The organism is Aestuariispira ectoiniformans, from assembly GCF_025136295.1.
GTDB lineage: Bacteria > Pseudomonadota > Alphaproteobacteria > UBA8366 > Aestuariispiraceae > Aestuariispira_A > Aestuariispira_A ectoiniformans.
In genome coordinates this window covers 853,009-879,816 of sequence record NZ_CP062788.1, presented here as the reverse complement: position 1 = coordinate 879,816, position 26,808 = coordinate 853,009, and the positions used below count along the sequence as shown (strand labels likewise).

Here is a 26,808-nt window from a genome sequence, read left to right as displayed (position 1 = left end):
ATTTCGCTTCGCAAGGCACAACTTTTGCGATAGCATGTTGAAAACGCCTAAAAAAAGACAGGACAAATTCAAAAACAGGGGGACCGTCCGATGCAGCTTTCGCGTCGAACGTTGCTGAAATCCGCTGGCGCGGCCATTACCGTCAATTGCATCAATTTGCCGAAGGTTTTTGCCGAAGACCTGCCCGCGCTGGCACCGCCGCCGGGCTGGTCCGGCCGCCCCGGCAAGGCGCGGTACCGCATCGACGGACTGGCGAAGGTCACGGGCCAGAAGATTTTCGCCCGCGACTATCATGCCAGCGATATGAACGGCTGGCCCGCGCAGGAACAGCCCGTGATGATCCTGCGTGCCCTGCATGCCGACCGCCCGTTCAAGGGGCTGGACCTTTCCATGCTGCCGGATGCGGCGCGGCCATCCGAAATCATCACCGGCGATATGCTGGGCCGCGGACTTCCGGCGACCAGCCGCTATGGCTGCAGCCTGACCGGCAAACTGGACCCCACCCAGGACAATCCCATCACCCTGCCCAGTTCCATCTGCTATGACCTGTTGGTCGTGCCCGGCGACGTTCCGGCTTATCTGGGACAGCCGCTGGCGATGCTGTTGTTCAGGGACCGCAAAAGCTTTCGGGCGGCGAAAAAAGCCCTGCAGTTCAATGCCGATGTCCAGGTCTATAACCCACCAACATCGCCCCTGCCGGATGTGGTCTTTCCGCCGGAAACAAATTACGTGCGCTATACCCATGGCAATGAGGAGAAATTCTCCTATGCCCAGAATGGCGGCGACGCGGACTACGCCACCCGCGCGGATAAATATGCCAACCTGATCAATGAGGAAATCAAACAAAGCGACTGGCTGACCTTCACGGCGGATTACAGCATGCAGGCCATGGACCCCATGTTCATGGAACCGGAAAGCGGGCTGGCCTGGTATGACGCCTCGACGAAGACCATGCATCTGGTGGTCGGCACGCAATCACCGGACGACGACATCAAGGAAACGAAAACCCTGTTCGAGTCACAGGAAGCACCGGTCGAGGTCGAAACCGTAAACCTGTATTCCTGCTATCCCGGCGGCGGCTTTGGCGGTCGTGACAAATCGGTCTTCACCATGAATCTGGCAATCGCCGCGGCCTATGCCAACGGACAGCCCGTCCGCATTGCCTATGACCGCTTCGAACAGTTCCAGGCGGGCCTGAAACGCCATCCGGCCAAGCTGCAGGAAAGCGTTTCGGTGGACAAAAACGGCAAAATCCAGGCCGTGGTAACCGACATGGAATATGATGCGGGCGGACGTAAGAACCTCAGCCCCTATGTGGCACAGCTTTCCTCGCTTTGTGCGGGCGGCGGCTATTCCATTCCGCGTTCTTCCATTCAGGCCAATGCCAAACACAGCACCAATATCAGCGGCGGGTCACAGCGCGGCTTTGGCGGTCCGCAGGCCTTCTTCGCCTTGGAAAGCAGCCTGGACGAGGCAGCCGAGGCCCTGAATATGGATGCGATTGACCTGCGCCTGAAAAACATCCTCTACAAAGGCGATCACACGGTGGTCGGCGGACCGGTCAACGAATTGCTGCGGCTGGAGGAAATCTGCCATATCGCCAAGAAACACCGCCTGTGGCAGGAACGCTACAAGGAACAGAAGCGCCACTCGGAAAATGGGCAGCTCTATGGCGTCGGCTATGCCCTGTCGATGCAGGCCTATGGCACCTCCGGCGACGGGATGCTGGGCGCGGTGAAGCTTTTGCCCGACGGCCGGATTGACGTGATCAGCAACGCCGTCGACATGGGCAACGGATCAGCCACGACGCTGGCCGTCGTCACCGCGCGTTATCTGGGCAACAATGCCCGTGAGGTTCAGATGGGCGACCCGGAAGTCTTCGCCGCCCTCGATCTGGCAAGCGGCGGCACGACCCAATGGGACAATCCGCGCTGGACCAAGAAATTCTCCGGCTCCTCCAGTGCCTGCCTCACCGCCTTTCATCAGGTTCATGCCATTGAACAGGCCAGCAAGGTCCTGTTCGACACCGCGATCCTGCCAGCAGCCAGACGGATTCTGGGACCAAGGGCCGACAGGTTCCACGGCCGTTCCATCCGCTGGCTGGAAAACGGAAACCTTAAAATAGGTAACCTGCCGGAACTGCCCATGTCGGTTCTGGCCCATGAAATCTTCAAGTCCGGCGGTTATACCCAGGCCATGATCCACGCCTATTTCCAGGAACATTGGGTCCGGGCGGAATATCAGGTCGACATGCGGCCATACGAGTGGGAGATCGACGCCCTGGCCCTGTTCCCCGCGAATTCGGACCAGGCCGAACTGATCAACCGCCAGAACGGACATTACCCCAGCGCGGAATCCGGGCGCTATTCCCGGACCACCTTCGCGCCCTGCGGCAACCTGATCGCGGTCACCGTCGACCCGCAAAGCGGCAAGGCCACCGTGGTCGATTCCGTCAGCATCCTGAATGCGGGCCGGATTATCACCGAAGGGATCGTCTCCGGCCAGAGCCAGGGCGGCGTGGCCCAGTCCGTCGGCTATACCCTGCTGGAAGACATGCCCCCCGGACTGGCGGGCCCTGCGAACGGCCAATGGAACCTGAACCGCTATCACGTGCCTCTGGCCCGAGACGTGGCCCTCCAGAACCAGGAACTGATCACCCTGCCGCCGCTTCACGGCGAATGGGCCGCCAAGGGCATTGCCGAGGCGGTGATGTGTTCCGTTCCACCGGCAATTGCCAATGCACTGGCCATGGCGACCGGCACCCGTTTCCGTGACCTGCCCATCACGCAGACCAAGATTCAGGAGGCTTTGGCAAAATCATGAGTAATCCGGTCACTTTCTCCGTAAACGGCAAGATGGTCACAGCCCCAGAAGACGAGCTGGACCTGCCGCTGGTCGATTTCCTTCAGGAGGACCTGGGCCTCACCGGGACCAAATTCTGCTGCGGCATCGGCGTCTGCAGGGCCTGCACGGTGGCGGTTCGCCGTCACAAGGATGCCCCTTTGGAAACCACGCTCGCCTGTTCCACAACAGTCGGTAGCCTGCAGGGCGTGGATATCATCACCATCGAATCCCAGGCGACCCATGGTCAGCTAAGCCCCCTGCAGGAGGCCTTCCTGACCGAATTCGCCTTCCAATGCGGCTATTGCACCTCCGGCTTTCTGATGGCGGCGGTCACATTGGCCGAAAACCTGCAGATGAGCCCGGTCCGGGAAGACCAGCTGGACACGGAAATCGAAAAGGCGCTCGGTGAACATATCTGCCGCTGTACCGGCTATGTCCGCTATTACGAGGCCACCAGAAAGGTATTGCTGAAAACGCCGGGAGCCGTGATATGAGGAAAATCCTGACCTTTGTGACACTGTCCCTGGCGATGCTGGCAAGCCTGCCGGGCAAGGCGGAAACCGTTCTGCAATATGGTGAGACCTGCGCCAAGGCGATTGAGGCGCTGCCCGCCTTCAACTGTCTGGACGGTGACGTGATCCCCATCACCGTCGACGGCGGCCAGACGCCGATTGAATATAAACCCGACATGGATTGCGACCGTCCGTCCCTGTTGCCGCTTGGTAATGATGACGGGCAATGCGTGCCCTATTCCCGGGCGCTGCTGCTGTCTGACACCAAGACCGCACAGATCACGGCACTGTGCCGCCAGAAGACCATCCGCAGCGCCGACAGCCCCATGTTCGACGAAGTGGATATCGTCGCCCATAACCCGACAACGGGTGATACCTGTTGGTTTCAGGCGACGGCCAAATCACCGGAAGGCATGAATGTCACCCGCGTGCCGCCGCCCAATGAAAAGACCCCGCCGCCGGGTCATGTGGCGGCCAAGGACTTCTGGAATGCACCTGAAGACGTCGCCAAGGATGGTTGCGGCGGCTGCCACGACAACGATCCTTTCATGTACAGCCCCTATATCGCGCAGGTCTGGCATCAGGTGCCGACCGACCCGTTTGGCTGGTACAAAAATATCGGCGAGGATTTCAAAGGCTGGGAAAAACCGAAGTCCATCACGACGCGCGGCAATACCTGCACGGGCTGTCACCGCATCGGCACACAGTTCACCTGCAGCCAGGGCATCCTGGAGGCCGCGGGTGAAATCCCGCCCGAAAACGGCAATGCCTGGGCCAATAGCTACCCGAACAGCCATTGGATGCCGCCCGGCAATTTCCACAATCTGGATGCCTGGAATGTCATCTACAAGGATTCAATAAAACAACTGTCCACCTGTTGTACCGACCCGGATGCACAGGGATGTTCGGTGACGCCTATCACCGGCAATGAGAATGCCGGGAGCTGACGGCCGCAATCAAGAAATTGAAGATCATACAAAGTTGTCATGGCCGTGCTAGACACGGCCATCTTTTTCAGATCACCGCAATGCCCTGTGATGACATTTGAAGGTGTTCGGTTTTTAGTCAAGTCGTCATGCGCGGGCTTGACCCGCGTACCCACGAAGAGGAAGTGCTTGTGGCGCAAACACGTTTCCTCCCGATAAGACCTTGCTCTCATGGGTGCTCGTGTCGAGCACGAGCATGACGGGATTATTCGATTGTTTCAGCCTTTGCCCTAATGCGCCTCGCGCCAGTTGTCGGCGATACCTGCGTCGACATCCAGCGGCACGGATCGTTATGCGCCTAGACAGTAGCATCTCTTCAATTCAGGCTTTTTCGAGGATGGGACCACAACATGTAGTGCTGAAATCGCTGAGTGCACATTTTCGTATACCTTAAAAACCCGCGGTAAATCATACGATCATTGACTCCGGGCCATTTAAACACTATATATTAATTATGAGGCAGTATTTGGAAACCCAGATCGACGAGCGTAATCGGCGAGTTGCAGAGATACAGGCTGAAATCGACGAACTTCAGCATGAGATTTCTACGCTTAAAGCAGAAGTACGCGCCTATCAGGATGCGCTTGAACATGCACCTGAAGATACGTCAAAAGCTACAAAACGTCGCAAAGGTACTCGCCAACGCCAACTTTCAGAAACGTGGAAGAGAATAATTGGCGGAATTTTTGCGTTTTACCCAGAAGACCTAAGCCTCGATCACATAAGTGTCATTGCAGGACTCCTGGGATATGACGACATTAAAGAGGACAGCATGCGGTCACAGATCGCATCTCTTGTAAACAAAGGGTATGTTGAACGTGTATCTCCGGGGCTATTTAAAGTTACTCAAGAAAATATACGCGCCGCAGGAGTTTCTAAATCTGATTTGGAATATGTCCAAAGTAAAATAGGAATAAAAAACGAAGCGCCCGATGTTGCAGCATCAGGCGCTTCTACTAGTGGTGGATCTGAAACTCCACCAAACGAGAGCCGGGATAGTCTTGATGATATCCTCAGCTGAACTCTCGACTTCACCGGTCGAACTTCCAAAGGAGGCCACAAGGATGGTAATTCCTCTGGTTTTATTAGGGTAGTGCTGCGTTAGCAGCGCATCCCACCTGCCCCCTTCCAAAAGGGGCAAGGAGCAACGGCGTTCCAGGTCCAAACTCGGGGCGCCGTTGTGCATTTCAATATAGTAAATTGTACAAAAAAATCAACATTTTGTCAATTTATCTTGTTGATTCTAAAAGATGAATCAATTGAATCACTTAGCCGATTCCATTTTTTAATGCGCCTCGCGCCAGTTGTCGGCGATACCTGCGTCGACATCCAGCGGCACCGAAAGGTGATGGGCCGGGGCGGCGGCGTTTTCCATGATTTCCTTGATCAGCGGCACCACGGCCTCCGCCTTGTCTTCCGGGGCTTCGAAGATCAATTCGTCATGCACCTGCAGCAGCATGGTGACATCGCCGAAACCGGCGTCGTCCAAGGCCTTGGGCAGGCGGGTCATGGCGCGCTTGATGATATCGGCGGCCGTGCCCTGGATCGGGGCATTGATCGCCTGACGTTCCGCATAATTGCGGCGCATCGGGTTCTTCTCGTTAATGGACCCGATATGGATGCGGCGACCAAACAGCGTCGTCACATAACCTTCCGCCCGGCATTCCTCGATAACATCATCCATGAATTTTCGGATGCCGGGGAAGCGTTCGAAATAATGGTCAATGAATTCCTTCGCCTCGCCGCGCGACACGCCAAGCTGGTTGGCAAGACCGAATGCGGAAATGCCATAGATAATGCCGAAGTTGATCGCCTTGGCATTACGGCGGACCACAGGGTCCATGCCCTCAATCGGCACGCCGAAGACCTCTGACGCTGTCATCGCGTGAATGTCGAGACCCTGACGGAAAGCGTCCTGCATGGTCTTGAGGTTTGCGATTTCGGAGATCAGGCGCAGTTCGATCTGGCTATAGTCGGCAGAGATCAGCTTGTAACCCGGCTTGGCGATGAAGGCCTCACGGATCTTGCGGCCCTCTTCCGTCCGCACGGGGATATTCTGCAGGTTCGGATCGGTACTGCTGAGGCGGCCCGTCTGCGCGCCGGTCATCATATAAGATGTGTGCACGCGTCTGGTTTCGGGATTGATATCCGCAATCAGAGCGTCCGTATAGGTGGACTTCAGTTTGGACAGCATGCGCCAGTCAAGAATCTTGGCGACGATCTCATGTTCATGCGCCAGGCCTTCCAGCACGGAAGCATCGGTGGAGAAACCGCCGCTCTTGGTCTTTTTGCCACCCGGCAGTTCCAGTTTGCCGAACAGCACCTCGCCCAACTGTTTGGGCGAACCGATGTTGAATTCCTGACCCGCCAGTTCATGGATTTCACCGGCAAGCGTCTCGATACGCTGGGCGAAGTCTGTGCTCAGTTCCTTGAGTTTGGCCGGATCGACCAGAATGCCCGCCTGTTCCATGGAAGCCAGAACCGGCACCAGCGGCCGTTCCAGCGTCTCATAGACGGAAGTCAGTTTTTTCTCCAGCAACTGCGGCTTCAATATCTGGTGCAGGCGCAGCGTGATATCCGCATCCTCCGCGGCATAGTCACAGGCCTTTTCCAGCGGCACATAGTCGAAGGTGATCTGAGACTTGCCGGTGCCCGCCACTTCCTTGAACTTGATCGGGGAGATGCCGAGATGCAGCTCGGACAATTCGTCCATGCCATGGCCGTGCATCCCGCCTTCCAGCACGAAGCTGAGCAGCATCGTGTCATCGATGGGGGCAACCTGCACGCCGTTGCGGGCAAAGATAGTCATGTCATATTTGATATTCTGACCGACCTTCAGCACGCCCGGATTTTCCAGCATGGGCTTCAGGATTTCCAAGGCGCGCGCCTTGTCGATCTGCTTCGGCGTTTCCTCCGCACCACCGCCCAGAAGGTCCCCCTGGGCCGCCTGTACCTTATGGGCCAGCGGGATATAGCAGGCCTTGCCCGCCTCCACGCAAAGCGACACGCCGACCAGATCCGCATAGGCCTGGTTCAGGCCGGTGGTCTCGGTATCGACGGCGACCGTGCCGACCTCCATTGCATGGTCAACCCATTTCTGCAGCGTCGCCTCGTCCTGCACCAGGCTGTAGTCGGCCTTTTCCGGTACCGGTGCGCCCTTGCTGGTCTCTTCGGCCCCGCCGAAATCCGCCTCGAAACGGGACAGCAGACGCTTGAAGCCCATGTCTTTCAGGAAGGTAAGAAGCTTGTCCTTGTCGATCTCGACACGTTCCAGCTTCTCAAGCGGCACTTCCACGTCCACATCCGGCTTCAATGTCACCAACTGCCGGGAAATGCGCGCCATGTCCGCCTGTTCGGTCAGGCGCTCGCGTCGTTTGGGCTGTTTGATCTCGGAGGCACGCTCCAACAGGCTGTCCAGGTCGCCATATTCGTTGATGAGCTGGGCGGCGGTCTTGATGCCAATGCCTTCCACGCCCGGCACATTGTCCGAACTGTCGCCCGCCAGCGCCTGTACATCCACCACGCGGTCCGGACCGACACCGAATTTCTCATGGACCTCATCCGGGCCGATGGTCTTGTTCTTCATCGGGTCCCAGAGGGTCACGCCGTCGCGGACCAGTTGCATCAGGTCCTTGTCGGAGGAGACGATGGTAACCTCTGCCCCCTGTTCGCGCGCCTGGGCGGCGTAGGTGGCGATCAGGTCGTCCGCCTCATAGCCTTCCATATCGATGCCCGGCAGGTTGAACGCCTCGACCGCATCGCGGATCAGCGGGAATTGCGGCACCAGGTCTTCCGGTGCCTCCGGGCGATGGCCCTTGTAGTCTTCGTAGATGTCGTTGCGGAAGGTCTTGCGCCCCCGGTCGAAAATCACGCCGACATAATCCGCATCACTTTCTTCAACCAGTTTGAAGACCATGTTGCAGAAACCGTAGACCGCATTGGTGGGGGTGCCGTCGGAACGGCTCATCGGCGGCAGGCCGTAAAAGGCCCGGAAAATATACCCGGACCCATCGATCAAATAGACATGACGCGGCGCCGCCATAATGGCTTCCCCCCTGTTCGGTTCGGATTATGGTTTGGAGGCGCGACACCCGCGAGCCCTGAAGCAGGCTCCAATGGATGTGCTTTTACCTCCCGTCATTCCCGCGAAGGCGGGAATCCATATCTAAGGTGACACTCCGTACCCGGCATGGCCCCCCGCCTTCGCGGGGGTGACGAAATTCAATTACTGAAGCGACTTCCAGCCCCGTCCATCCTAGTGATGGTCGTGGACCTTCGCCCCTTCTTTCAGCTTAAAGCGCTTGTCGCAATACGGGCATTCGACGAAGTTTTCTTTCGTCGGGTTGATGGTCAGATAGACCTTCGGATGGCCCAATGCGCCACCGCCCCCATCGCAGGAGACTTTCAGCGTTTCCACTTCTACCGTTTCCGGCTGGTCGATAGACGGAGCACCCATGGTTTTCTAACTCTTCCGTTGTTTTACCTGATCCGATGCCTATATAGACAAAGGCCCCCGCGATTTCCACGTTAGGGGCTATGCTTTTTAATAACCGGTTGGACGGGTGATGTCAGCTACTCAAGACAAAAATTCGCAGCCTGAATTTGCGATTGAGATCGAAGGCCTTTGTAAAACCTATGCCGCGGCGGGGCGGCAGGCGGAAAAGGTCGCCCTGGATAATGTGGATCTGACCATCCCCCGTGGCAGCCTGTTCGGCCTGCTGGGCCCGAACGGCGCCGGTAAATCCACCATGATCAACATCATGGCCGGTCTGGTTCAAAAGACCGCAGGCACAGTGAAGATCTGGGGCCGCGACATTGACGATCAGCCCCGCAATGCCAAGGCCGCCATCGGCATCGTCCCGCAGGAATTGAACATCGATCCCTTCTTCACGCCGGAAGAACTGTTGAATATCCAGGCGGGCATGTATGGGGTGCGCAAATCCGAACGCCGGACAGAGGAAATTCTCAAGGCCGTTGGCCTGTGGGACAAGCGCGACGCCTATGCCCGGACATTGTCCGGCGGCATGCGGCGGCGCATGCTGATCGGCAAGGCCATGGTCCATAATCCGCCGATCCTGGTCCTCGATGAGCCGACCGCCGGTGTGGACATCGAACTGCGCCAACAGCTTTGGGACAATGTGGTGGAGTTGAACAAGCGCGGCACGACCGTCTTGCTTACCACCCATTATCTGGAAGAAGCGGAAGAGCTGTGCGACCGGATCGCCATCATCAACCACGGCCAGGTGGTCGCCCATGACGAAAAGAAACGTCTGCTGGGCCGCCTGGACGCAAAAACCGTCCGTGTCAGCGTTGCCGAGGCAATCACCAGCATTCCGGATGCCTTGACGCCGCTGGAACCGCAGTTGAGCCAGGACCTAGACGGCCTCACCTGGCTGACCGTCAGCTATCGCCCCAGCACGACCAATGCAGGCGATATCATTACGGCGGTTCAGGGGGCGGGCCTGACCATCGTCGATCTGGTGACGGAAGAAACCGACCTGGAAGACATCTTCCTGCAGTTGACCTCGTCGAAGGGCAACGGCGCGCCGAAGACAAAGGCACAGGCGGCATAGGCCCTAGGTCGGGCCGCCGTCCCTGACAGGAGTGTCGGCATATTTTACAGATACGCCGAAAGCCTTCCGAAAAGTCAGCACATATTATTATTTATCAATAGCTTATTTTCTTGGCATGAAGCCTGCGTAATGACGCCCTGGCAATCAAAATGCAAATTGGGGGGTCATACCTATGCAAAAGTTCCTGGCCATTGCGGTCACAGTCCTTGGTCTCTGTCTGCCTGGCCTGGCATCGGCCACGCCGATCGCAACCGCCACCCTTTCGGGCTTTATTCAGAATGGAGCAGTTACCAACAGCGCCTCTGCAACGGCAAATATCACGCAGGTGGTCTACAGTCTGGGAAGTGCCGGTGATGGCATCGCAACCTGGGACACCAACACAGGTGGCGGCATTGCGTCCGACTTCCTGTCAGACGGGAAACATTTCCAGACGATATCCTTCCTCGGCCTGTCCATCGCACCGGGGGCGACCTTCAATTTTGGCGGGCTGGATATCGACCTGATCGAAACCCTGTCACCGCTTTCCGTCACTGGCAGTATACTTGATATGGTAGGAACCAGCCTTGCTAACGCGTTTATGACCCTTGTCTACAGCGACGGGTCATCCGCAACGACCTCTCTGGCTCAACAGGGGTGGACGACCCCGCAAAATCTGGAATTCAACATCACATCCCAGAATGTGCCGGTACCCGGCGCCCTCGGCCTGCTGGGTCTGGGTCTGCTGGTTATTGGCCTGCGCCGCCGCTACGCCTGAGACTTGCACTGACAAACAAGAAAGGGGCCGATCCTGTCGGCCCCTTTTGTCATATCTTGATATGTCTTGATGCTTAATCCACCGTCCCGACATAGGGCAGATGGCGATAGCTTTCGGCATAGTCGATGCCGTAGCCGACCACGAACAGGTCGTCGATTTCAAAACCGGTATAATCGGCGGTGATATTCACTTCGCGGCGGCTGGGCTTGTCCAGCAGGACGGCAGTCGTGACCGCAGCAGCGCCGCGTTCCTCGAAGGTCTTCTTGGCAAAGGTGAGCGACCGGCCGGTGTCGAGAATGTCGTCTACGACCAGCACATGCTTGCCTTCGATATTGTTGGGGATGTTGCCGGACACCAGGATTTCGCCGCTGCTTTCCTTGGAACTGCCGTAGGACGACAGGCGCAGGAATTCCACCTGCGGCTCCAAGCCCACCCGGTCCAGCGCGCGATAGAGGTCTGCGGTGAAAACGAATGCCCCTTTCAGCAGGCCGATCACAACCACATCCTTCGGCATCGATTTGGCAATCTCCGCCGCCATTTCGGCAACGCGGTCGTGAATGGTGGCTTCTTCAAAAAGAGTGCGCACGGTGGTGGTCATCGATCCTGGTCCTTCGGATGTCTGTGCCGGGTCCTTCACGGCCCGCTGGTTCTGTCTCAAGGGGAACCGATCCGCGGCATAGTCTGCAAGCGATGTTCAAGGTCGGTTCGCGGCAATCTGACCAAATTACCAGCCAAAGGCAAGCCCCTGCCGCAACCCCCTGGATTCGAGCGGTGAATCGTCACCCGGAGAAAATCCTGAAGACCTCCATTCAATAAATATTGCTTGCTATATATAAATTCTAAATATATAGCAAGCAATATTATTTTGATGGAGGTTAATATGCGGTTTGGCAAATTCCTGCATATCGTCGGGCTGTCCCTGTTCGTGGGCAGCATTGGCGGACATATCCTGTTCAGCAGTCTGGCTGACAGCATGATGGATCTGGCACAGATCGCAGTCCTGCGGACGGGTCTGGATTTATCGGTCCGTTATCTGACACTGCCCGGCATCGGGTTGCTGTGGCTGTCGGGGCTTTATATGGTTCTGAAACACAGTCGGATGTTGCGCGCGAACTGGCTGCGCGTGAAGATCGCGGTGAGTGTCCTTGTCACCATCAACGGCATTTTCATCCTGACCCCGATTGTGGGAAAACTGGCTCGGCTGGCGAAGCAGGCCGTGGGCGATGGCGGTTTCAGTGCAGAATATTGGACATTCAGGGTCTATGAAGATATTGCCGGAACGATTAATCTAGCCATGGTTCTCCTTGTGGTTGTTATGGCATGCTACAAGCCAACCCTGAAATTCTTTAAAAGGCGTATCCTCAAAAGTGACAGTCCTGCCGCGCAATAAATCCTTCGGTTATCAGGTCAACCATCTGGCCCGCCTGTTTGCCCGCGCCATTGCCATGCGCAATGCCGCTGTCGGCGTCATGCCGGGCCAGATGCCGACCCTGCTCGCGCTTCTGGAGGAAGACGGACTGACACAAAAGGTTCTGAGGGAACGCATCCAGGTGGAACAGCCGACGCTGGCCAACACCCTCAACCGGATGGAACGGGACAGCCTGATCGAACGCCACCCGGACCCGGCGGACAAAAGGCAAAGCTTTATCTTCCTGACAGACAAGGCCCGCAATGTCGCCAAGACAGTGATCACCAATGCGATGGCCGTGAATGACACGGCGACAACCGGCCTGTCCCCGGACCAAAAAGCCCTGGCCCTGAGCCTGATTGATCATATGATTGGAAATCTCACCGATATGGTCGACTCTCAGGAACAGGAGGGGGAATGATCCGGTCTGCAAGGCTCGCCATTCCGTTGCTTTGTTTGTTGTTGCTGGGCGCTTGTGCGCCGCGCGTGGAACATGCCGGGCCCACCATTCAGAATGCCATCCTGACGGCTGAAAATTTCGTCATGCCGGACGGCAACAAACTGCCCTACCGGCTTTGGCGCGACGAGACGGGACTGCCCCCGAAAGCCGTTATTCTGGCGCTGCACGGTTTCAACGACTATTCCAAATCCTATTCCGACCCGGCGGCCTATTGGGCAACACGGGGCATCTGGACCTATGCCTATGACCAGCGCGGCTTTGGCGAAACCGAACAGCACGGCCTCTGGCCTGGCGGCGATACCCTGCGGGCAGACCTGCGCGAGGCCGCCCATCTGCTGCGCCGAAAACACCCCGACGTGCCGCTGATCCTGCTGGGTGAAAGCATGGGAGGCGCGGTGATTGCCACGGCGGAAGCCTTCGGCGCACGCCCTGAAAGCGACCGCATCATCCTGAGCGCCCCGGCGGTCTGGGGACGTCAGCAACTACCCTGGCTACAGGAGGGGGCGGCCTGGGTGATCGTCCATCTGATCCCCTGGGCCAAGATGCAGCCGCGCACCCATTTAAGGCCTTCCGACAATATCGAAATGCTGCGCGCGCTGGGCAGGGACCCGCTGATCATCAAGAAGACCCGCCTCGACAGCGCCTGGGGCCTGTTGAACCTGATGACAGAGGCCCAGCAGGCCGCCCCGCTTCTTTCAGAGCCCGCCCTGATCCTCTACGGCCAGGACGAGGAACTGATCCCGGATGAATCCCGCCAGCATTTTCTGGGGAGCCTTCCCAAGGGGCCGGAACGGCATTGGTCCCTGATCGAATATGAGGACGGCTTTCACATGCTGATGCGGGACCTGAACGCCAAACGGGTCTGGGAGGATATCGCAGACTATGCCCTGACCGGCGCGGCCCCTGCCCTTCGGGCGACGGTCGACAAGGATGGCAGGATCAGCGCGCGCGAACCATTGCCTGATACAGGACAGTAACAACATCCGACGGGCGATAGCGTCCCGACTGCAGGGCATCCTTGCCCGCCTCCACCTGCTTTTCCGTCGGTTTTTCCTCAACCACCACGAACCCTTTGGCCTTCAACCCCCGGATCACAGCTTCGGCCTGCTTCACATAATCCTCGTTGAACCAGGATTTATCAGCGCCTTTTATCGCCTGTGCGATCAACTTCTTGACGTCGGACACATTCTTTCCCCATCTTGAACAGACTAAAGAATCGCGGATTTCCTGATTTTGTTCAAGCATCTAACGATGCTGCATTGCCACCATACGGTAGCGTATGGACAATTCCGGCAAGCCCGCGTATTTTAGCATCGAACAAAGAAAACCTTGGGAGCAGCACGTCATGGCGGAGTTCGAAAAAAAGTCGGTGGAAGACTGGAACGCGCAGGCGGAAAAAGAACTGAAGGGCCGCACGGCCGATAGTTTGACCTGGGAGACCCCGGAAGGGATCGACGTCAGGCCGCTTTACACCGCCGCCGATCTGGAAAACCTGGAGCATATGCAAAACGGCGGCATGATGCCCGGCTTTGCGCCTTTCCTGCGCGGCCCGCGTGCCACCATGTATACCGGCCGCCCCTGGACGGTGCGCCAATATGCCGGTTTCTCCACGGCGGAAGACTCCAACGCCTTTTACCGCCGCAACCTGGCCGCCGGTCAGATGGGCCTGTCGGTCGCCTTCGACCTTGCCACCCACCGCGGGTATGACAGCGACCATCCGCGTGTCGTCGGTGATGTGGGCAAGGCCGGTGTCGCCATCGACAGCGTGGAGGATATGAAAATCCTCTTCGACGGTATCCCGCTGGACAAGATGTCGGTCTCCATGACCATGAACGGCGCGGTCCTGCCGGTGATGGCGGGCTATATCGTGGCGGCGGAAGAACAGGGCGTTTCCCAGGACAAGCTTTCGGGCACCATTCAGAACGACATTCTGAAGGAATTCATGGTCCGCAACACCTATATCTATCCGCCGGAACCCTCCATGCGGATCATCTCCGACATCATCGGCTACACGGCCAGTCATATGCCGCGCTTCAACTCTATCTCCATTTCCGGCTATCACATGCAGGAAGCGGGCGCGACCCAGGTGCAGGAACTGGCGTTTACCATTGCCGACGGACTGGAATACGTACGCGCCGCCATCGACAGCGGCCTGGACGTGGACAAATTCGCCCCGCGCCTCAGTTTCTTCTTCTGCATCGGCATGAACTTCTTCATGGAAGTCGCCAAGCTGCGCGCCGCGCGCTATCTCTGGTCGACGCTGATGAAAAAGCATTTCGATCCCAAGGATGACAAATCGCTGATGCTGCGCACACACTGCCAGACCAGCGGCGTGTCGCTGACCGAACAGGACCCGTATAACAACGTGATCCGCACCACGGTCGAGGCTATGGCCGCCGCGCTCGGCGGCACACAGTCCCTGCATACCAATGCCCTCGATGAGGCCGTCGGCCTGCCCACCGATTTCTCCGCCCGGATCGCGCGTAACACGCAACTGGTGTTACAGGAAGAGACCGGCATCACCAAGACCGTCGACCCGCTGGCTGGCAGCTATTATGTAGAAAGCCTGACCGCCTCCCTGATTGCGGAGGCCGGAAAGCTGATCGACGAGGTGGAGGAAATGGGCGGCATGACCAAGGCGGTCGAAGCCGGAATGCCCAAACTGCGCATCGAAGAGGCCGCGGCCCGCAAACAGGCGCGCATCGACCGCGGCGAGGAAGTCATCGTCGGCGTCAATAAATACAAGGTCGAAGGCGATGAGGCCATCGACATCCTCGACATCGACAACACCAAGGTGCGCGAACAGCAGGTCGCCCGGCTTGAGAAAATCCGCAGCTCCCGCGACGAGGCCGCCTGCCAGCAGGCACTGGATGCCCTGACATCAGCCGCCAAATCGGGAACAGGCAACCTGCTGGAGCTGGCCGTGGAGGCCACCCGCCGACGGGCAACCGTGGGTGAAATTTCCGACGCCCTAGAGAAAGAATTCACCCGCCATCGTGCTGTAATCCGTTCTATCACAGGTGTCTATGGTTCCGCCTATGACGGTGACGAAGGGTTCCAGAAGATCAAGATGGATATTGATAAATTCGCCGAGGTCCATGGCCGCCGCCCGCGTATGCTGGTGGTCAAGATGGGTCAGGACGGTCATGATCGCGGCGCGAAAGTGATCGCCACCGCCTTTGCCGATATCGGTTTCGACGTGGATGTGGGACCGCTGTTCCAGACCCCGGAAGAAGCCGCCCAGCAAGCCATCGAGGCAGACGTGCATGTGATCGGCGTATCCTCCCAGGCCGCAGGCCACAAGACGCTGGTGCCGCAGTTGATCGAGGCGCTGAAGAAAGAAGGCGCGGAGGATATCCTCGTCGTATGTGGCGGCGTGATCCCGCCGCAGGATTACGACTTCCTGCGTGCATCCGGTGCGGCCGCCATCTATGGCCCCGGCACCAACATCCCGACGGCGGCAGCAGAGATCATCGACATGATCAACGCACAGACGCCCAAAGCTGCTGAATGACCACGGTAACAATTGCAGGCGAAGCGCCCGATCAGCCCGAAATCCTCGCGCTGATCGAGGCATTGGACCGTTATCAGGAGGCCCTTTATCCGGCAGAGAGCAATCATCTGCTGGATATCGACAGCCTGAAACAACCCGATATCAGCTTCTTTGTCGCCCGGCTGGACTGTAAAGCCGTCGGCTGTGCGGCGCTGAAAAATCATGGCGGTTTCGGGGAGATCAAACGCATGTTTGTCCACCCGGACGCCCGCGGCAATGGCATTTCCCACAAACTGATGGCCGCCCTGGAAGCCGAAGCGGCATCCAGGGACCTCGCCTGGATCGGCCTTGAAACCGGCATTTCCCAACCCGAAGCGATCAGCCTCTACCGCCGCTCCGGCTATGAGGAATGCGAACCCTTCGCGGATTATCAGCCTGATCCGTTGAGTTTGTTTATGCGGAAGGCACTTCAGGCCAGCTAGCTGGTATAAGAACTAGATCACTTCTTACATTCGCCGGATAGCGTATTCACTGTGGTCGTTTTTCCGCTTTCGCCGGGAAAATCCTTGAACATGGCATCTATTAGACAATCACTGACCGTTGCAAATGTATTACTGCTTCCGTCGCTTGTCACTTTACCCTGAAAAACATCCACAACATTATCTTGTGTGGATTGTTTAATGTCAGTGATATTCAATGTGAAACGACGCCGATATACGGTTTTTGTTGAAGTTGACGTCCCAACAACACCAAAGCTCGGCGAGGTATAGCTCGTCCCGGAATAGGTCGCACTGCCATCTAAAGAGTTCAGAGATCCTGAGGTGTAGGTTGTTCCACCTCCGGTCTGACCGTAGATCGGGTTGGATGACACAACAGTCGTTCCATTATCAATCCCATACTGGAAAAAGACTGCGTAATCCGCGTTTTCCCAGCTATCTGCAAGCTGATAGCCAAATGCACTCAATTTCTCTGCGACAACTGCGGCATATGCTTTAAATTCCAGACTTCCCTCTTGGTCTTCATACGGCACCACCACGAAAGTTTTATGTGCCGTGTTCGTCCCCAAAGTATGAAACCGCGTGACATCTGACCGAACGTTCGCGATGCACCCGGACAGGAACACTGCCAAAATAAATGTCAGGACTAGTTTCTTCATTCTTTCCCCCCTGAAGAAGTCAATCTCTACACACTATTGTATCATTCAAAATCAGTAATATATGCATGTGAGGATCTTTATCTACTCAAAACTCCCCTTGCGGACCTGTTCGCCATTTTCCATCCAGGACTGCCCAGCGGCGACGACCCAGCTAAGGCTCAGGTTGTCATGGGCGAGCAGCAGGTCCGCATCGGCGCCGATGGCGATCCGGCCTTTATCCTTCAGACGCAGGATACGGGCCGGGTTTTCGGTCACTGTTTTAAGCGCCTTTTCCAACGGCAGCACGTCCTGGCGCACGATATCGGCCATATTGGCGTAAAGCGCCGAGGGTTCGCCGATCTTGGCGCCAATGATATGGCCGTTCTCGTCGAATTCGGGCAATGAGCCGCAGCCGTCCGACGTCATGGTGATATTGTCGAGCGGCACACCGCCATCCACCAGTTGCCGCATGGCCTCCACAGGGCGGATTTCCTTGCCCCAGAGCGGTTCCATTGGGTCGACCGCCGCCGTGATATCAATGGCGGTCAGCTTGCCCAGCTCCACCGCATCCTTCAGGATTTGCGAGTTGCGGTTCACATGGGTCGGGTAAAAGCGCGTGATCGGCAGGTCGCTTTTCTCCACGGCTTCATAGATCAGGGCAAAGGGATTGTCGCTGTCACCCATATGCAGATGGACCACACCGGCCTTGCCGCCCAGCAAACCGCCCACCAGCGTCGCCTTGGCCAGTTTGATCAGCTCTTCCACCGTCGGCGAGGAGGATCGCCGGTCCGCCACGGCAGTTTCGCCCACCCCCACGATCTCTTCGATATAGGCCAGGTCGGAGGAAACCTCCCCCGTCAGGGTCGGCGCGGGCACCTGATAGGAGCCGGTATAGACATAGGCCGACAGGCCCTGGGCCCGGATTGCCTTGGCCTTCATGACAAGGCTGCCGACACTGCGCGTGATCCCGTCCGTGCCCAGACAGCCGATCACGGTCGTGATCCCGCCACGTACCAGTTGCTTTAACTGTACCTCTGGCGTGCGGGTCGCAGGGCCGCCGTCGCCACCTGCGCCTGCGATATGCACATGGCCGTCGATCAGACCGGGCATCAGCTTCATGCCATCGGCATCAATGATCCGGCATTCCACACCAACCGGTTCTTCCAGCGAACTGGCAATCGCCTGGATTTTGCCGCCGGCAATCAATACGTCTTTCCGCCCCAGGGCCTCCGGCGCATAGACATCCGCATTCCGGATAAGGATCAGGCCTGACATCCGGCACCCCCCATGCTTTCCACATCAATCGTCCAGACCTGGGCGTTGCGCAGGTCGCTGTCTTCCATCAGGCTGGTGGTAGGCGCGTGATATTTGGCAATGCGCCGCAGCCCCATCTTGGGCAGATAGAAACGCCCGGGGTCGCCGATCAGCACATCCTTGCCATTGGCCGCCAACTGACGAATCCAGGGCAGGACCGCATCCGCCGTTTCCTTATCATAACAGACATCGCCGACCAGCAGGATATCCCAATCGGACCCGTCCTGCCCCACCACATCCTCCGTAGAGATCGTGAGATCGACCTCGTTGGCGGCGGCATTCAGCCCCATGACCAGTTCGGCCACCGGATCAATATCGGTGGCGACCACTTCCCGCGCACCGGCCTTCATCGCCGCAATGCCGACCATGCCGGAACCGGACCCGAAATCCAGCACGCGTTTCCCCCGCACCGTTTCCGGGTTTTCCAGGATAAAGCGGCTCAGCGCCTGCCCGCCCGCCCAGGCGAAGGCCCAGAAAGGCGTGCCCAGCCCATGTTCCTTCAACCCATCCTCACCCATCCGCCAAAGCGGCAGGTCATCCACGGCCAGATAAAGCTTCATCTCCGGCAGGAAGCGCGGGGATTCCAAACGGGTATTCTCGAGGATCAGTTGTTTGAGTTTGTCCATGGATCAGAACCCACCGGCAATCATCGCCACCGCCACGATCAGGCCGAAATGCCGGTTCGACCTGAACAGTTTAAGACACAGCTTGTGATTGTCGATATTAAGACTGCGTACCTGCCAGCCCAGATGCACCGCCGCCACGAAGTAGATCGGCCAGAAATAAAGCGAAAGCTGTGCGACCGCTGCCGCCGCCCCCAGCAGGATCAGGGTCATTCCGTAAAAGCCGATCACCCAATAGGGCGTGGCCCGACCCAGTTTCAGGGCCGTGGATTTCACCCCGATCAGGGCATCGTCTTCCTTGTCCTGATGGGCGTAGATCGTGTCATAGCCCAGGGTCCAGAAGAAACCCGCCGCATACATCAGCACCGCCGGCAGGGCGATCTCCCCTTCCATCGCCGCCCAGCCGAGCAGCGCGCCCCAGTTGAAGGTCAGGCCCAGCCAGGCCTGCGGCCAGTAGGTAATCCGCTTCATGAAAGGATAGGTCACAACCAGCGCCAGCGAGGCCGCCCCGACCATCCAGGCAAAATGGTTGAACTGCAAAAGCACCGTCAGCCCGATCAACAGCAACAGCGCCATGAATGCGAGGGCCTGTTTAACCGAAACGTCGCCCGCCGGGATCGGACGGTCGGCCGTGCGCGCCACACGGCCATCGAAATCCCGATCAGTGATGTCGTTCCAGACACAGCCCGCGCCGCGCATGACCAAGGCACCGATACCGAAAAGCGCCATGTAATAGAGATTGGGATAGGCCATCGCCGGATGCAGCGACGAGGCCGCTATGGCCAGCGCCCACCAGCCGGGCATCAACAGCAACCAGGTGCCAATCGGCCGGTCGAACCGCGCCAGCCGGGCATAGGGCTGGGCAAAAGAGGGAAGGAAACGCGTTACCCAACTTTGGACCGGAATATCGCTTGCTTCTTGACGCATGGATGAATTTACCCTTGTGCATTACACTAGGTCTGGTTTAACCAATCGCGCGCTTTCGGCCAAGGGCTATACGCCAGAGTTTATTGATGAACATTGTTTCCAAGACCCGTCTTTTCGTCTCCGACGCCCTGCAGGCGGACGCCGTCGTCGGCGTGACCCCGCCGCAGGCCCACTATCTGCGCTCCGTCCTGCGGCTGCAGCCGGGTAATCCGGTGACCCTGTTCAACGGGGCAGACGGTGAATGGCTGGGCCATATCGACGGGCTGGGCAAGGGCTGGGCATCCATCAGCCTGACGGAAAAGCTGCGCGATCAGGCCGACAGCCCGGATTTGTGGCTGTTGTTCTCACCACTGAAACGATCCGCCACCGATCTGGTTTTCCAGAAGGCGACCGAACTGGGGGCCAGCCGCATCCTGCCGGTCACCAGTGAACGCACCAATACCGAACGCCTGAAACTGGAACGCGCCGTCGCCACCGTGGTCGAGGCCGCCGAACAATGTGAACGTCTGGACATTCCGGAGATTGCCAAACCGGCCAAATTGACCGACGTCATCGACGCCTGGGACGAAAGCCGCCATCTCTACGTCTGTGCAGAGGCCGGGATTGCTGACCCCGCGTCAGAAGTGTTTGCCAAAGCCGAAAAATCCAGCCCCAGTGCAATTTTGACCGGGCCGGAGGGCGGCTTTTCGCAAAGAGAGCTTGAATTTTTGAACGATCATTCTTTTATTACCCCCATCAGTCTTGGCCCCCGTGTTCTGCGGGCCGAAACCGCTGCACTGGCCGGGCTGACCTGCTGGCAGGCGATTTGCGGCGATTGGCGCAACCGTCCGCCGCACCGTGGAACAGGGTCATAAACACAAATTAGGGAAGCCTGCCATGTCGGGACCATCGGCACCAAATACCCAGACGATCGAATCCAAGGCGCAATTGATTGCGACGCTGGAGGCAGGCAACAAGCCGCCGGAAGACTGGCGCATCGGCACCGAACACGAGAAGTTCGCCTATGATCAGAAGGATTTCCGGCGCCTGCCCTATAACGGTGAACCGGGGATCAAACAGCTTCTGGAAAGCCTGGCTGGTTATGGCGACTGGGAACCGGTGCTGGAAGGCGGGAATATCATCGCGCTGAAATGCAAATCCGGTGCCTCCGTCAGCCTGGAACCCGGCGGGCAGGTGGAACTGTCCGGCGCACCGCTGGAGACCATCCACCAGACCTGCGCAGAGGTGAACCGTCACCTGAAACAGGCCAAGGAGGTCTGCGGTAAGATCGGCGCGGGCATGATCGGGCTCGGCTTTGACCCGCAATGGACACGCGACGACGTTCCCTGGATGCCCAAGGGCCGCTACAAGATCATGCGCGAATACATGCCCAAGAAGGGCAGCATGGGCCTGGATATGATGATCCGCACCTGTACCGTGCAGGTGAACCTGGATTTCGAAAGCGAACGCGACATGGTGCGCAAGATGCAGGTGTCGCTGGCCCTGCAGCCGCTCGCCACCGCGCTTTTCGCCAACTCCCCCTTCAAGGAAGGCAAACTGACCGGCTTTCAAAGCCTGCGTAGCCATGTCTGGACCGATACCGACCCGGACCGTTGTGGCATGCTTCCCTTCGTCTTCGAAGAGGGTTTCGGCTTTGAACGCTGGGTCGACTATATGCTCGACGTGCCGATGTATTTCGTCTACCGCGATGGCATCTATCATGACGTCTCGGGCAAAAGCTTCCGCGACTATATGAAGGGCGAGTTGGAAGGGTTTGAAGGCCAGCTGCCGACGCTTGCCGACTGGAACGACCATATGACCACCGCCTTCCCGGAAGTGCGGCTGAAAAGCTTTATCGAAATGCGCGGCGCCGACGGTGGCCCCTGGCGCAACCTTTGCGCCCTGCCCGCCTTCTGGGTCGGCCTGCTTTATGACAGCCAGGCCCTGAACGAGGCGGAAGCCCTGATCGGCGACTGGTCGATTGATGAAATCAGCAAGATGCGCGACGATGCCCCCGAGCAGGGCCTCAACGCCACGGTCCAGGGGCGCAGCCTGCAGGATGTGGCCCGCGACGTGCTCGCCATCGCCCAAGGCGGGCTGGCCCGCCGCAACAAGCTGAACTGGGATGGCGAGACGGAGGAATATTACCTCAACACGCTGCATCGCGTGGCCGACAGCGGCCGCACCCAGGCCCAGCTTCTGGCGGAGCGCTTCCAATATGACTGGAACGGCGACATCACCCAGGTCTATCGGGAATACAGCTACTAACTGACGAAAGGCCCCGGGCCACACCAAACGTGGCTTGGGGTTTCAAGCGTTTCAAAAACGAAGAACGGCAACTCTCGCCTGACCGGCAACCCAATCCAGTCCTAACCCGGAGTGACCGGTGTTAGGTAATTACCGTGTTTGTTGTGCTTAGTATTGGCTCATCAACTTTGTGCCTTGAGCCTTTCTCCTCCAAGCATGCGGTATTCTAACTCATACCCTTCCCCAAGAGCCATTTCGAGCTCTTGCAAGAGGCTTTTCCCTGCTTCGATGAACCTTTCCCGATCATTGGCATTTTCAAAACCCGATGATGCGGGGTCATCAGGTACAAATGTTGCTTCGAACTGATCGCCCCAATCTTCTATTTTCTGTGCCAATGGAAAAGGTATGTTTAGCTCATAAGCCGCAAAATTAGACAGCCCATCCTCTTTTGCTTCCCAAAGAGGGTAACTGTTATACTCTGACATTATTATTATTTTTCTCATTTTATACTCACAGGATTAGCGCCAACCACAAATCCGTTATTACCGGTCGTAATGGCTGTATGATGTTTTTGTCCATTATAAATGAGTTCATATATCGGCCTACCTTTTCCCTTCCCCTGGTACCCTACAATTTTTCCATTGTCTAAATTCTTCATGATGAAATCGGCGACCATATCATCTGATATTCCTTTTTTTCTGAAGTCATCTCCATGCCTCAGGATATGCTCCAACCCTGCACTTTCATTACCATTTTCAATGAAAACGATACGTCCATCATCCAACTTTCTAATAGCAACGATGTCTTCTGGCGTATGCTTTACCCCATGCACTTTAAGCTCGTTTTTAAGTCTTTCATCCAGTTCTATAACTTTTGACTGTCTGCCTTTATCGCTGACTGCGTTGTCGTAAACGTCACGGCTTACGGTATTGTCCGCCTGTTCCGTCGTTGCAGTCCGGTTAGAGGTCTCTGTCTCCCGGACCGTCCGAGGAGTTTCCACTTCCCTGGGCGCTTCAAAGCGTTCCCGGCTGGGCGGGACGGTTTCAAAGTCGTTTGTTTGATTAGTCCTTACCCGGCTTTTGCCGCCGACGCCGAGGCGTCCGGCGCCGCGGGTGAGCAGGGTGATGAGCACACCGACGGTAAGCTCGGCGGCGGCGCTGGCCAGTTTGGTCGCCGCCCGGTCCAGATCCCGTTCATCGGTCGCGTTATAGACCAGCAGGAAGGTATCGATCAGCTCCCCCACGGCGTTGAAGATCGCCCAGCCCACCAACGCATAACCAATCGCAATGATGACCGGCACCGCCGTGCCGCCACTGGCGACCGACACGCCCGCAATCGCCACCGTCGTCGCCACCGTAAACCCGATCGCGGCAGGTGATATAAGGTTGCGGAAACTGTCGCGAAAACCCTCCTCCAGATGATCGGGCACTTTCCTGAAGGCAATCGAGAATTTCTCTTCCAGGCTGAGGCTGCCGATATCCCCGGAGCAGGGGCCGATCACCGCTGGCCGGATATCCGCCTGTCTGCGTTCCTGCTCAAGACTGACCGCGCCACGCCTTTCCTCCTGGACCTCAAGGGCGAGCCAGTGCCCGGCGCTGACATAGCGCACGACTTCGGCGATCAGGTCCTGAACCCGCCAGGGCGTGTTCATGCCACCGGCCACACGCCACCAGAAAGCCCTCAGCTTTCCTTCATTACCGGATTGCTGAAGATAGCGGCGCATGAGGTCCGCCAGACGGTGCGGATCGCCAACCACCCCCGGCATGCGATGACCACGCGAGGACAACTGGCCAAAGCTCAAACGGCGGCCGATCAGCAGGTAGCTGCCGCTGCCCCGCAATTCAACGGCGTCGGATGGCACCATCAAAGCATTCCCCCGGAAAGATAAAGCGATGGCTTCAACCCTGCCGGAAGGCTTTGTGCAGAATCTCAGGAAAAAACGGCTTTTTCCCGTTTTTCGGGTAAGCGGGTAAGACCCTGTTTTATTTGGAACTTTACGTTGAGAGCAGAAATTCCCTTTGCGGATGCCGGGCGGATTTCCGCCCGACCGGGCGAAATCCCGCCCGCAGGCATCCCGATCCGAATCCGCCTACTCGTCGCCACACAATTCCGCAGCGCGGTTCCTGAGATGAAACTTCTGGATTTTTCCCGTGGATGTCCTTGGGATTTCCGCAAAGATGAATTTGCTCGGGACCTTGTAAGACGCCAGATGCTCGCGGCACCATTGCCGCAGAGTGTCGGCGCTCATCTCCTGGGCATCGGCAAGCTCGACGAAAGCACAGGGCGTTTCGCCCCATTTTTGATGAGGCATCGCGACAACGGCGGCGACCGACACCGCAGGGTGCCGGTAAAGGGCCTCCTCCACCTCGATTGAGGAAATATTCTCCCCACCCGAAATAATGACGTCCTTCGACCTGTCCTTGAGCTGGATATAGCCGTCGGGATGAACCACCCCCAGGTCGCCGGAATGGAACCAGCCGCCCGCAAAGGCTTCCTGTGTTGCCTCCGGATTGCGGAAGTATCCTTTCATGACCACATTGCCCCGGAACATGACCTCGCCCAGGGTTTCGCCGTCATGGGGCACGGGGTCCATGGTTTCCGGATCGCGCACCTCAAGCCCTTCCAGCGGCAGGTATCGAACGCCCTGGCGTGCTTTTAATGCCGCCTGCTCGTCCACCGGCAGGTTTGACCAGTCCCGGTGCCAGTCATTCACCACGGCAGGCCCGTATGTTTCGGTCAGACCGTAGAGATGTGTGACTTCAAAACCGGCTTCCTGCATATCCGCCAGCAGTTTCTGCGGCGGCGGGGCAGCAGCCGTGAAAAACTGGACGGTGTGATCAAGGGCACGTTTCTCCTGATCGGGCGCGCCGATCATCAACGACATGACAATCGGGGCCCCGCACATATGCGTGACGCCATGATCGGCCAGCGCATTCCAGATCGGTTCGGCCCGCACCTGCCGAAGGCAGACATGGGTCCCGGCAATGGCCGAAAGCGTCCAGGGGAAACACCAGCCATTGCAATGGAACATCGGCAGGGTCCAGAGATAGACCGCATATTTTGCCATTGATGTCGTCAGGGCATTCCCCTGCGCCAGCAGATAGGCACCCCGGTGATGGGAGACGACGCCCTTGGGGTTCCCGGTTGTGCCGGATGTATAGTTGATCGAAATGGCGTCCCATTCATCTTCGGGCATCAGCCAGTCGAAATCCGGGTCTCCCTGCAACAGGAAGTCTTCGTAATCGGTAACATCGACAGTCGATTGCGCGCCGTGAAACTCCGGATCGTCATACTGCACCAGAAGCGGGTTTACCGTTGCCAGCGCAAGGGCCTCCTGAAGAAGCGGCATGAACTCACGATCGACGATGACAACCTTGGCCCCTGCGTGGTCCAGCTGGAAGGCAATCGCCTCCGCATCCAGTCGCGTGTTGATCGAATGCAGCACGCCCCCGCACATCGGCACGCCATAATGGCATTCCAGCATGGCAGGCGTGTTTAACAAAAGTGCCGAAACCGTATCACCGCGACCGATGCCATGCTGGCTCAGGACGGAGGCAAGACGCCGCGAGCGGGCGTAGAATTCGCCATAATTTCGGCGCAGCGCCCCATGAATGATCGCCGTTTGATCCGGATAGACGCTGGCCGCCCGCTCCAGGAATGTCAGCGGGGTCAGGGGCTGATAGTTGGCATCATTGCGATCAAGGCCGGTGTTATAGGGGTTTGCCATGTCAGATCTACTCATCTCGCCATTCCGGGTCACGTTTTTCGATGAAGGCACCGATGCCTTCCTCCGCATCATGTGCGAGCATGTTTTCCACCATCACATTTGATGCATAGTCATAGGCATGCCGCAGCGTCATTTCACGCTGTTCGTAAAAGGCACGTTTGCCGACAGCCAGCGTAAAGCTGGATTTGGCTGCGATCTTATGTGCCAGGGCCGTCGTGGCCTCCTGCAGTTCTGCCGGTTCGACAACGCGGTTGACCAGCCCCATTTCGGCGGCGCGCGCGGCAGAGATCATATCGCCGGTCAACAGCATTTCCATCGCATGTTTGTTGGAAACATTACGCGACAAGGCCACCATCGGCGTGGAACAGAAAAGGCCGATATGCACCCCGGGTGTGCTGAAGCGCGCGGTGTTGGAGACCACGGCCAGGTCGCAGCTGGCAACAAGCTGACAGCCGGCTGCCGTCGCAACCCCGTTCACCTCTGCGATAACCGGTTTCGGGCAGGCGACAATGGCCTGCATCACGCCCGAACACATCGCCATCACCGATTGGAAATAGGCCTGTCCGCGATCAGGGGCGTTGCGGCCTGCTGTCATTTCCTTCAGGTCATGACCGGCACAGAAAGCAGGACCGTTCCCGGCCAGGACAATCACCCGAACCGACTTGTCCGTGGCGGCATCAGAAAATGCATCCCCCAGCCGCGTCAGCATCGCTTCGGACAAAGCGTTGCGGCGTTTGACGTCATTCATCGTCAGACGCAGAACGCCGTTCGCATCCTTCTCACTGAGTAAAATATCCGCCCCTGAATTGGACATTCCTTAATCCCT

The 26,808-nt window shown here is 57.8% G+C and carries 25 protein-coding genes; 13 read left to right on the top strand and 12 right to left on the bottom strand.

The window, feature by feature from the left end; translation table 11 throughout:
• Nucleotides 1-90: 90 nt before the first annotated feature.
• The 4 genes from IF205_RS04410 to IF205_RS04395 all read left to right on the top strand — a co-directional run bounded on the left by IF205_RS04410 (nucleotide 91) and on the right by IF205_RS04395 (nucleotide 5,363).
• Nucleotides 91-2,823 carry a xanthine dehydrogenase family protein molybdopterin-binding subunit gene (locus IF205_RS04410; RefSeq protein ID WP_259782083.1) on the top strand — a complete coding sequence of 911 codons (2,733 nt, stop codon included), beginning with the start codon at nucleotides 91-93 and terminating at the stop codon, nucleotides 2,821-2,823.
• Nucleotides 2,820-3,338 (top strand): (2Fe-2S)-binding protein, encoded by a 519-nt coding sequence (locus IF205_RS04405; RefSeq protein WP_259782082.1) that lies wholly within the window; start codon nucleotides 2,820-2,822, stop codon nucleotides 3,336-3,338. The genes IF205_RS04410 and IF205_RS04405 overlap by 4 nt, the downstream gene beginning before the upstream one ends.
• On the top strand, nucleotides 3,335-4,303 hold the full coding sequence (locus IF205_RS04400; protein ID WP_259782081.1) for a hypothetical protein: 969 nt from the start codon (nucleotides 3,335-3,337) through the stop codon (nucleotides 4,301-4,303). The genes IF205_RS04405 and IF205_RS04400 overlap by 4 nt, the downstream gene beginning before the upstream one ends.
• Nucleotides 4,304-4,808: 505 nt before the next feature.
• Entirely contained in the window at nucleotides 4,809-5,363 is a 555-nt protein-coding gene (locus IF205_RS04395; RefSeq protein WP_259782080.1) for a hypothetical protein, read from the top strand.
• Between the two features lie 264 nt (nucleotides 5,364-5,627).
• On the opposite strand, the gene polA is transcribed toward IF205_RS04395, so the two are convergent.
• Entirely contained in the window at nucleotides 5,628-8,384 is a 2,757-nt protein-coding gene (gene polA / locus IF205_RS04390) for a DNA polymerase I (RefSeq protein WP_259782079.1), read from the bottom strand.
• A 213-nt stretch (nucleotides 8,385-8,597) separates the two neighbouring features.
• Nucleotides 8,598-8,798, bottom strand: a complete 201-nt coding sequence (locus IF205_RS04385; protein ID WP_259782078.1) for a zinc-finger domain-containing protein — start codon at nucleotides 8,796-8,798, stop codon at nucleotides 8,598-8,600.
• Nucleotides 8,799-8,907: 109 nt separating this feature from the next.
• Here IF205_RS04385 and IF205_RS04380 point away from each other — a divergent pair, with 109 nt between their 5' ends.
• Both IF205_RS04380 and IF205_RS04375 read left to right on the top strand, forming a co-directional pair.
• A complete protein-coding gene (locus IF205_RS04380; RefSeq protein WP_259782077.1) occupies nucleotides 8,908-9,915 on the top strand; it encodes an ABC transporter ATP-binding protein in 1,008 nt (335 codons plus the stop codon).
• 172 nt (nucleotides 9,916-10,087) lie between these two features.
• On the top strand, nucleotides 10,088-10,669 hold the full coding sequence (locus IF205_RS04375) for a PEP-CTERM sorting domain-containing protein (protein WP_259782076.1): 582 nt from the start codon (nucleotides 10,088-10,090) through the stop codon (nucleotides 10,667-10,669).
• A 73-nt stretch (nucleotides 10,670-10,742) separates the two neighbouring features.
• Here the strand turns inward: IF205_RS04375 and hpt are convergent, their stop codons facing one another.
• Nucleotides 10,743-11,267, bottom strand: coding sequence for a hypoxanthine phosphoribosyltransferase (gene hpt / locus IF205_RS04370; RefSeq protein WP_259782075.1), 525 nt, complete (start codon nucleotides 11,265-11,267; stop codon nucleotides 10,743-10,745).
• Between the two features lie 282 nt (nucleotides 11,268-11,549).
• On the opposite strand from hpt, the gene IF205_RS04365 reads away from it, so the two are divergent.
• From IF205_RS04365 to IF205_RS04355, 3 genes are read left to right on the top strand one after another with little or no spacing between them, the layout of a single operon-like run.
• Nucleotides 11,550-12,059 carry a DUF2269 family protein gene (locus IF205_RS04365; protein WP_259782074.1) on the top strand — a complete coding sequence of 170 codons (510 nt, stop codon included), beginning with the start codon at nucleotides 11,550-11,552 and terminating at the stop codon, nucleotides 12,057-12,059.
• Complete coding sequence (locus IF205_RS04360) at nucleotides 12,037-12,498, top strand: MarR family winged helix-turn-helix transcriptional regulator (protein WP_259782073.1); 462 nt, start codon at nucleotides 12,037-12,039, stop codon at nucleotides 12,496-12,498. Before IF205_RS04365 ends, IF205_RS04360 begins: the two co-directional genes overlap by 23 nt.
• Nucleotides 12,495-13,514, top strand: coding sequence for an alpha/beta hydrolase (locus IF205_RS04355; RefSeq protein WP_259782072.1), 1,020 nt, complete (start codon nucleotides 12,495-12,497; stop codon nucleotides 13,512-13,514). The genes IF205_RS04360 and IF205_RS04355 overlap by 4 nt, the downstream gene beginning before the upstream one ends.
• On the opposite strand, the gene IF205_RS04350 is transcribed toward IF205_RS04355, so the two are convergent.
• Entirely contained in the window at nucleotides 13,477-13,722 is a 246-nt protein-coding gene (locus IF205_RS04350) for a hypothetical protein (RefSeq protein ID WP_259782071.1), read from the bottom strand. The genes IF205_RS04355 and IF205_RS04350 overlap by 38 nt on opposite strands.
• A 160-nt stretch (nucleotides 13,723-13,882) precedes the next feature.
• On the opposite strand from IF205_RS04350, the gene scpA reads away from it, so the two are divergent.
• Both scpA and IF205_RS04340 read left to right on the top strand, forming a co-directional pair.
• The gene (gene scpA / locus IF205_RS04345; RefSeq protein WP_259782070.1) at nucleotides 13,883-16,051 is read left to right on the top strand and encodes a methylmalonyl-CoA mutase; all 2,169 of its coding nucleotides are present in this window, start codon (nucleotides 13,883-13,885) and stop codon (nucleotides 16,049-16,051) included.
• The gene (locus IF205_RS04340; RefSeq protein ID WP_259782069.1) at nucleotides 16,048-16,512 is read left to right on the top strand and encodes a GNAT family N-acetyltransferase; all 465 of its coding nucleotides are present in this window, start codon (nucleotides 16,048-16,050) and stop codon (nucleotides 16,510-16,512) included. The genes scpA and IF205_RS04340 overlap by 4 nt, the downstream gene beginning before the upstream one ends.
• Nucleotides 16,513-16,529: 17 nt before the next feature.
• On the opposite strand, the gene IF205_RS04335 is transcribed toward IF205_RS04340, so the two are convergent.
• The 4 genes from IF205_RS04335 to ubiA form a co-directional block, all read right to left on the bottom strand.
• Nucleotides 16,530-17,186: a DUF4136 domain-containing protein gene (locus IF205_RS04335; protein WP_259782068.1), complete on the bottom strand. Its 657-nt coding sequence runs from the start codon at nucleotides 17,184-17,186 to the stop codon at nucleotides 16,530-16,532.
• 81 nt (nucleotides 17,187-17,267) lie between these two features.
• On the bottom strand, nucleotides 17,268-18,440 hold the full coding sequence (gene iadA / locus IF205_RS04330; RefSeq protein WP_259782067.1) for a beta-aspartyl-peptidase: 1,173 nt from the start codon (nucleotides 18,438-18,440) through the stop codon (nucleotides 17,268-17,270).
• Nucleotides 18,428-19,105: a class I SAM-dependent methyltransferase gene (locus IF205_RS04325; RefSeq protein ID WP_259782066.1), complete on the bottom strand. Its 678-nt coding sequence runs from the start codon at nucleotides 19,103-19,105 to the stop codon at nucleotides 18,428-18,430. The genes iadA and IF205_RS04325 overlap by 13 nt, the downstream gene beginning before the upstream one ends.
• Nucleotides 19,106-19,108: 3 nt before the next feature.
• Nucleotides 19,109-20,029: a 4-hydroxybenzoate octaprenyltransferase gene (ubiA, locus tag IF205_RS04320; RefSeq protein ID WP_259782065.1), complete on the bottom strand. Its 921-nt coding sequence runs from the start codon at nucleotides 20,027-20,029 to the stop codon at nucleotides 19,109-19,111.
• An 86-nt stretch (nucleotides 20,030-20,115) separates the two neighbouring features.
• On the opposite strand from ubiA, the gene IF205_RS04315 reads away from it, so the two are divergent.
• Nucleotides 20,116-20,883, top strand: coding sequence for a 16S rRNA (uracil(1498)-N(3))-methyltransferase (locus tag IF205_RS04315; protein WP_259782064.1), 768 nt, complete (start codon nucleotides 20,116-20,118; stop codon nucleotides 20,881-20,883).
• Between the two features lie 22 nt (nucleotides 20,884-20,905).
• Nucleotides 20,906-22,276 carry a glutamate--cysteine ligase gene (locus IF205_RS04310; protein ID WP_259782063.1) on the top strand — a complete coding sequence of 457 codons (1,371 nt, stop codon included), beginning with the start codon at nucleotides 20,906-20,908 and terminating at the stop codon, nucleotides 22,274-22,276.
• 161 nt (nucleotides 22,277-22,437) lie between these two features.
• On the opposite strand, the gene IF205_RS04305 is transcribed toward IF205_RS04310, so the two are convergent.
• From IF205_RS04305 to IF205_RS04290, 4 genes are all read right to left on the bottom strand, one after another.
• Nucleotides 22,438-22,758, bottom strand: a complete 321-nt coding sequence (locus IF205_RS04305) for an immunity protein CdiI family protein (protein WP_511261485.1) — start codon at nucleotides 22,756-22,758, stop codon at nucleotides 22,438-22,440.
• The gene (locus IF205_RS04300) at nucleotides 22,755-24,119 is read right to left on the bottom strand and encodes a hypothetical protein (protein ID WP_259782061.1); all 1,365 of its coding nucleotides are present in this window, start codon (nucleotides 24,117-24,119) and stop codon (nucleotides 22,755-22,757) included. The genes IF205_RS04305 and IF205_RS04300 overlap by 4 nt, the downstream gene beginning before the upstream one ends.
• 225 nt (nucleotides 24,120-24,344) lie before the next feature.
• A complete protein-coding gene (locus IF205_RS04295) occupies nucleotides 24,345-25,997 on the bottom strand; it encodes an acyl-CoA synthetase (RefSeq protein ID WP_259782060.1) in 1,653 nt (550 codons plus the stop codon).
• On the bottom strand, nucleotides 25,990-26,796 hold the full coding sequence (locus IF205_RS04290; RefSeq protein ID WP_259782059.1) for an enoyl-CoA hydratase: 807 nt from the start codon (nucleotides 26,794-26,796) through the stop codon (nucleotides 25,990-25,992). Before IF205_RS04290 ends, IF205_RS04295 begins: the two co-directional genes overlap by 8 nt.
• Nucleotides 26,797-26,808: the final 12 nt, after the last annotated feature.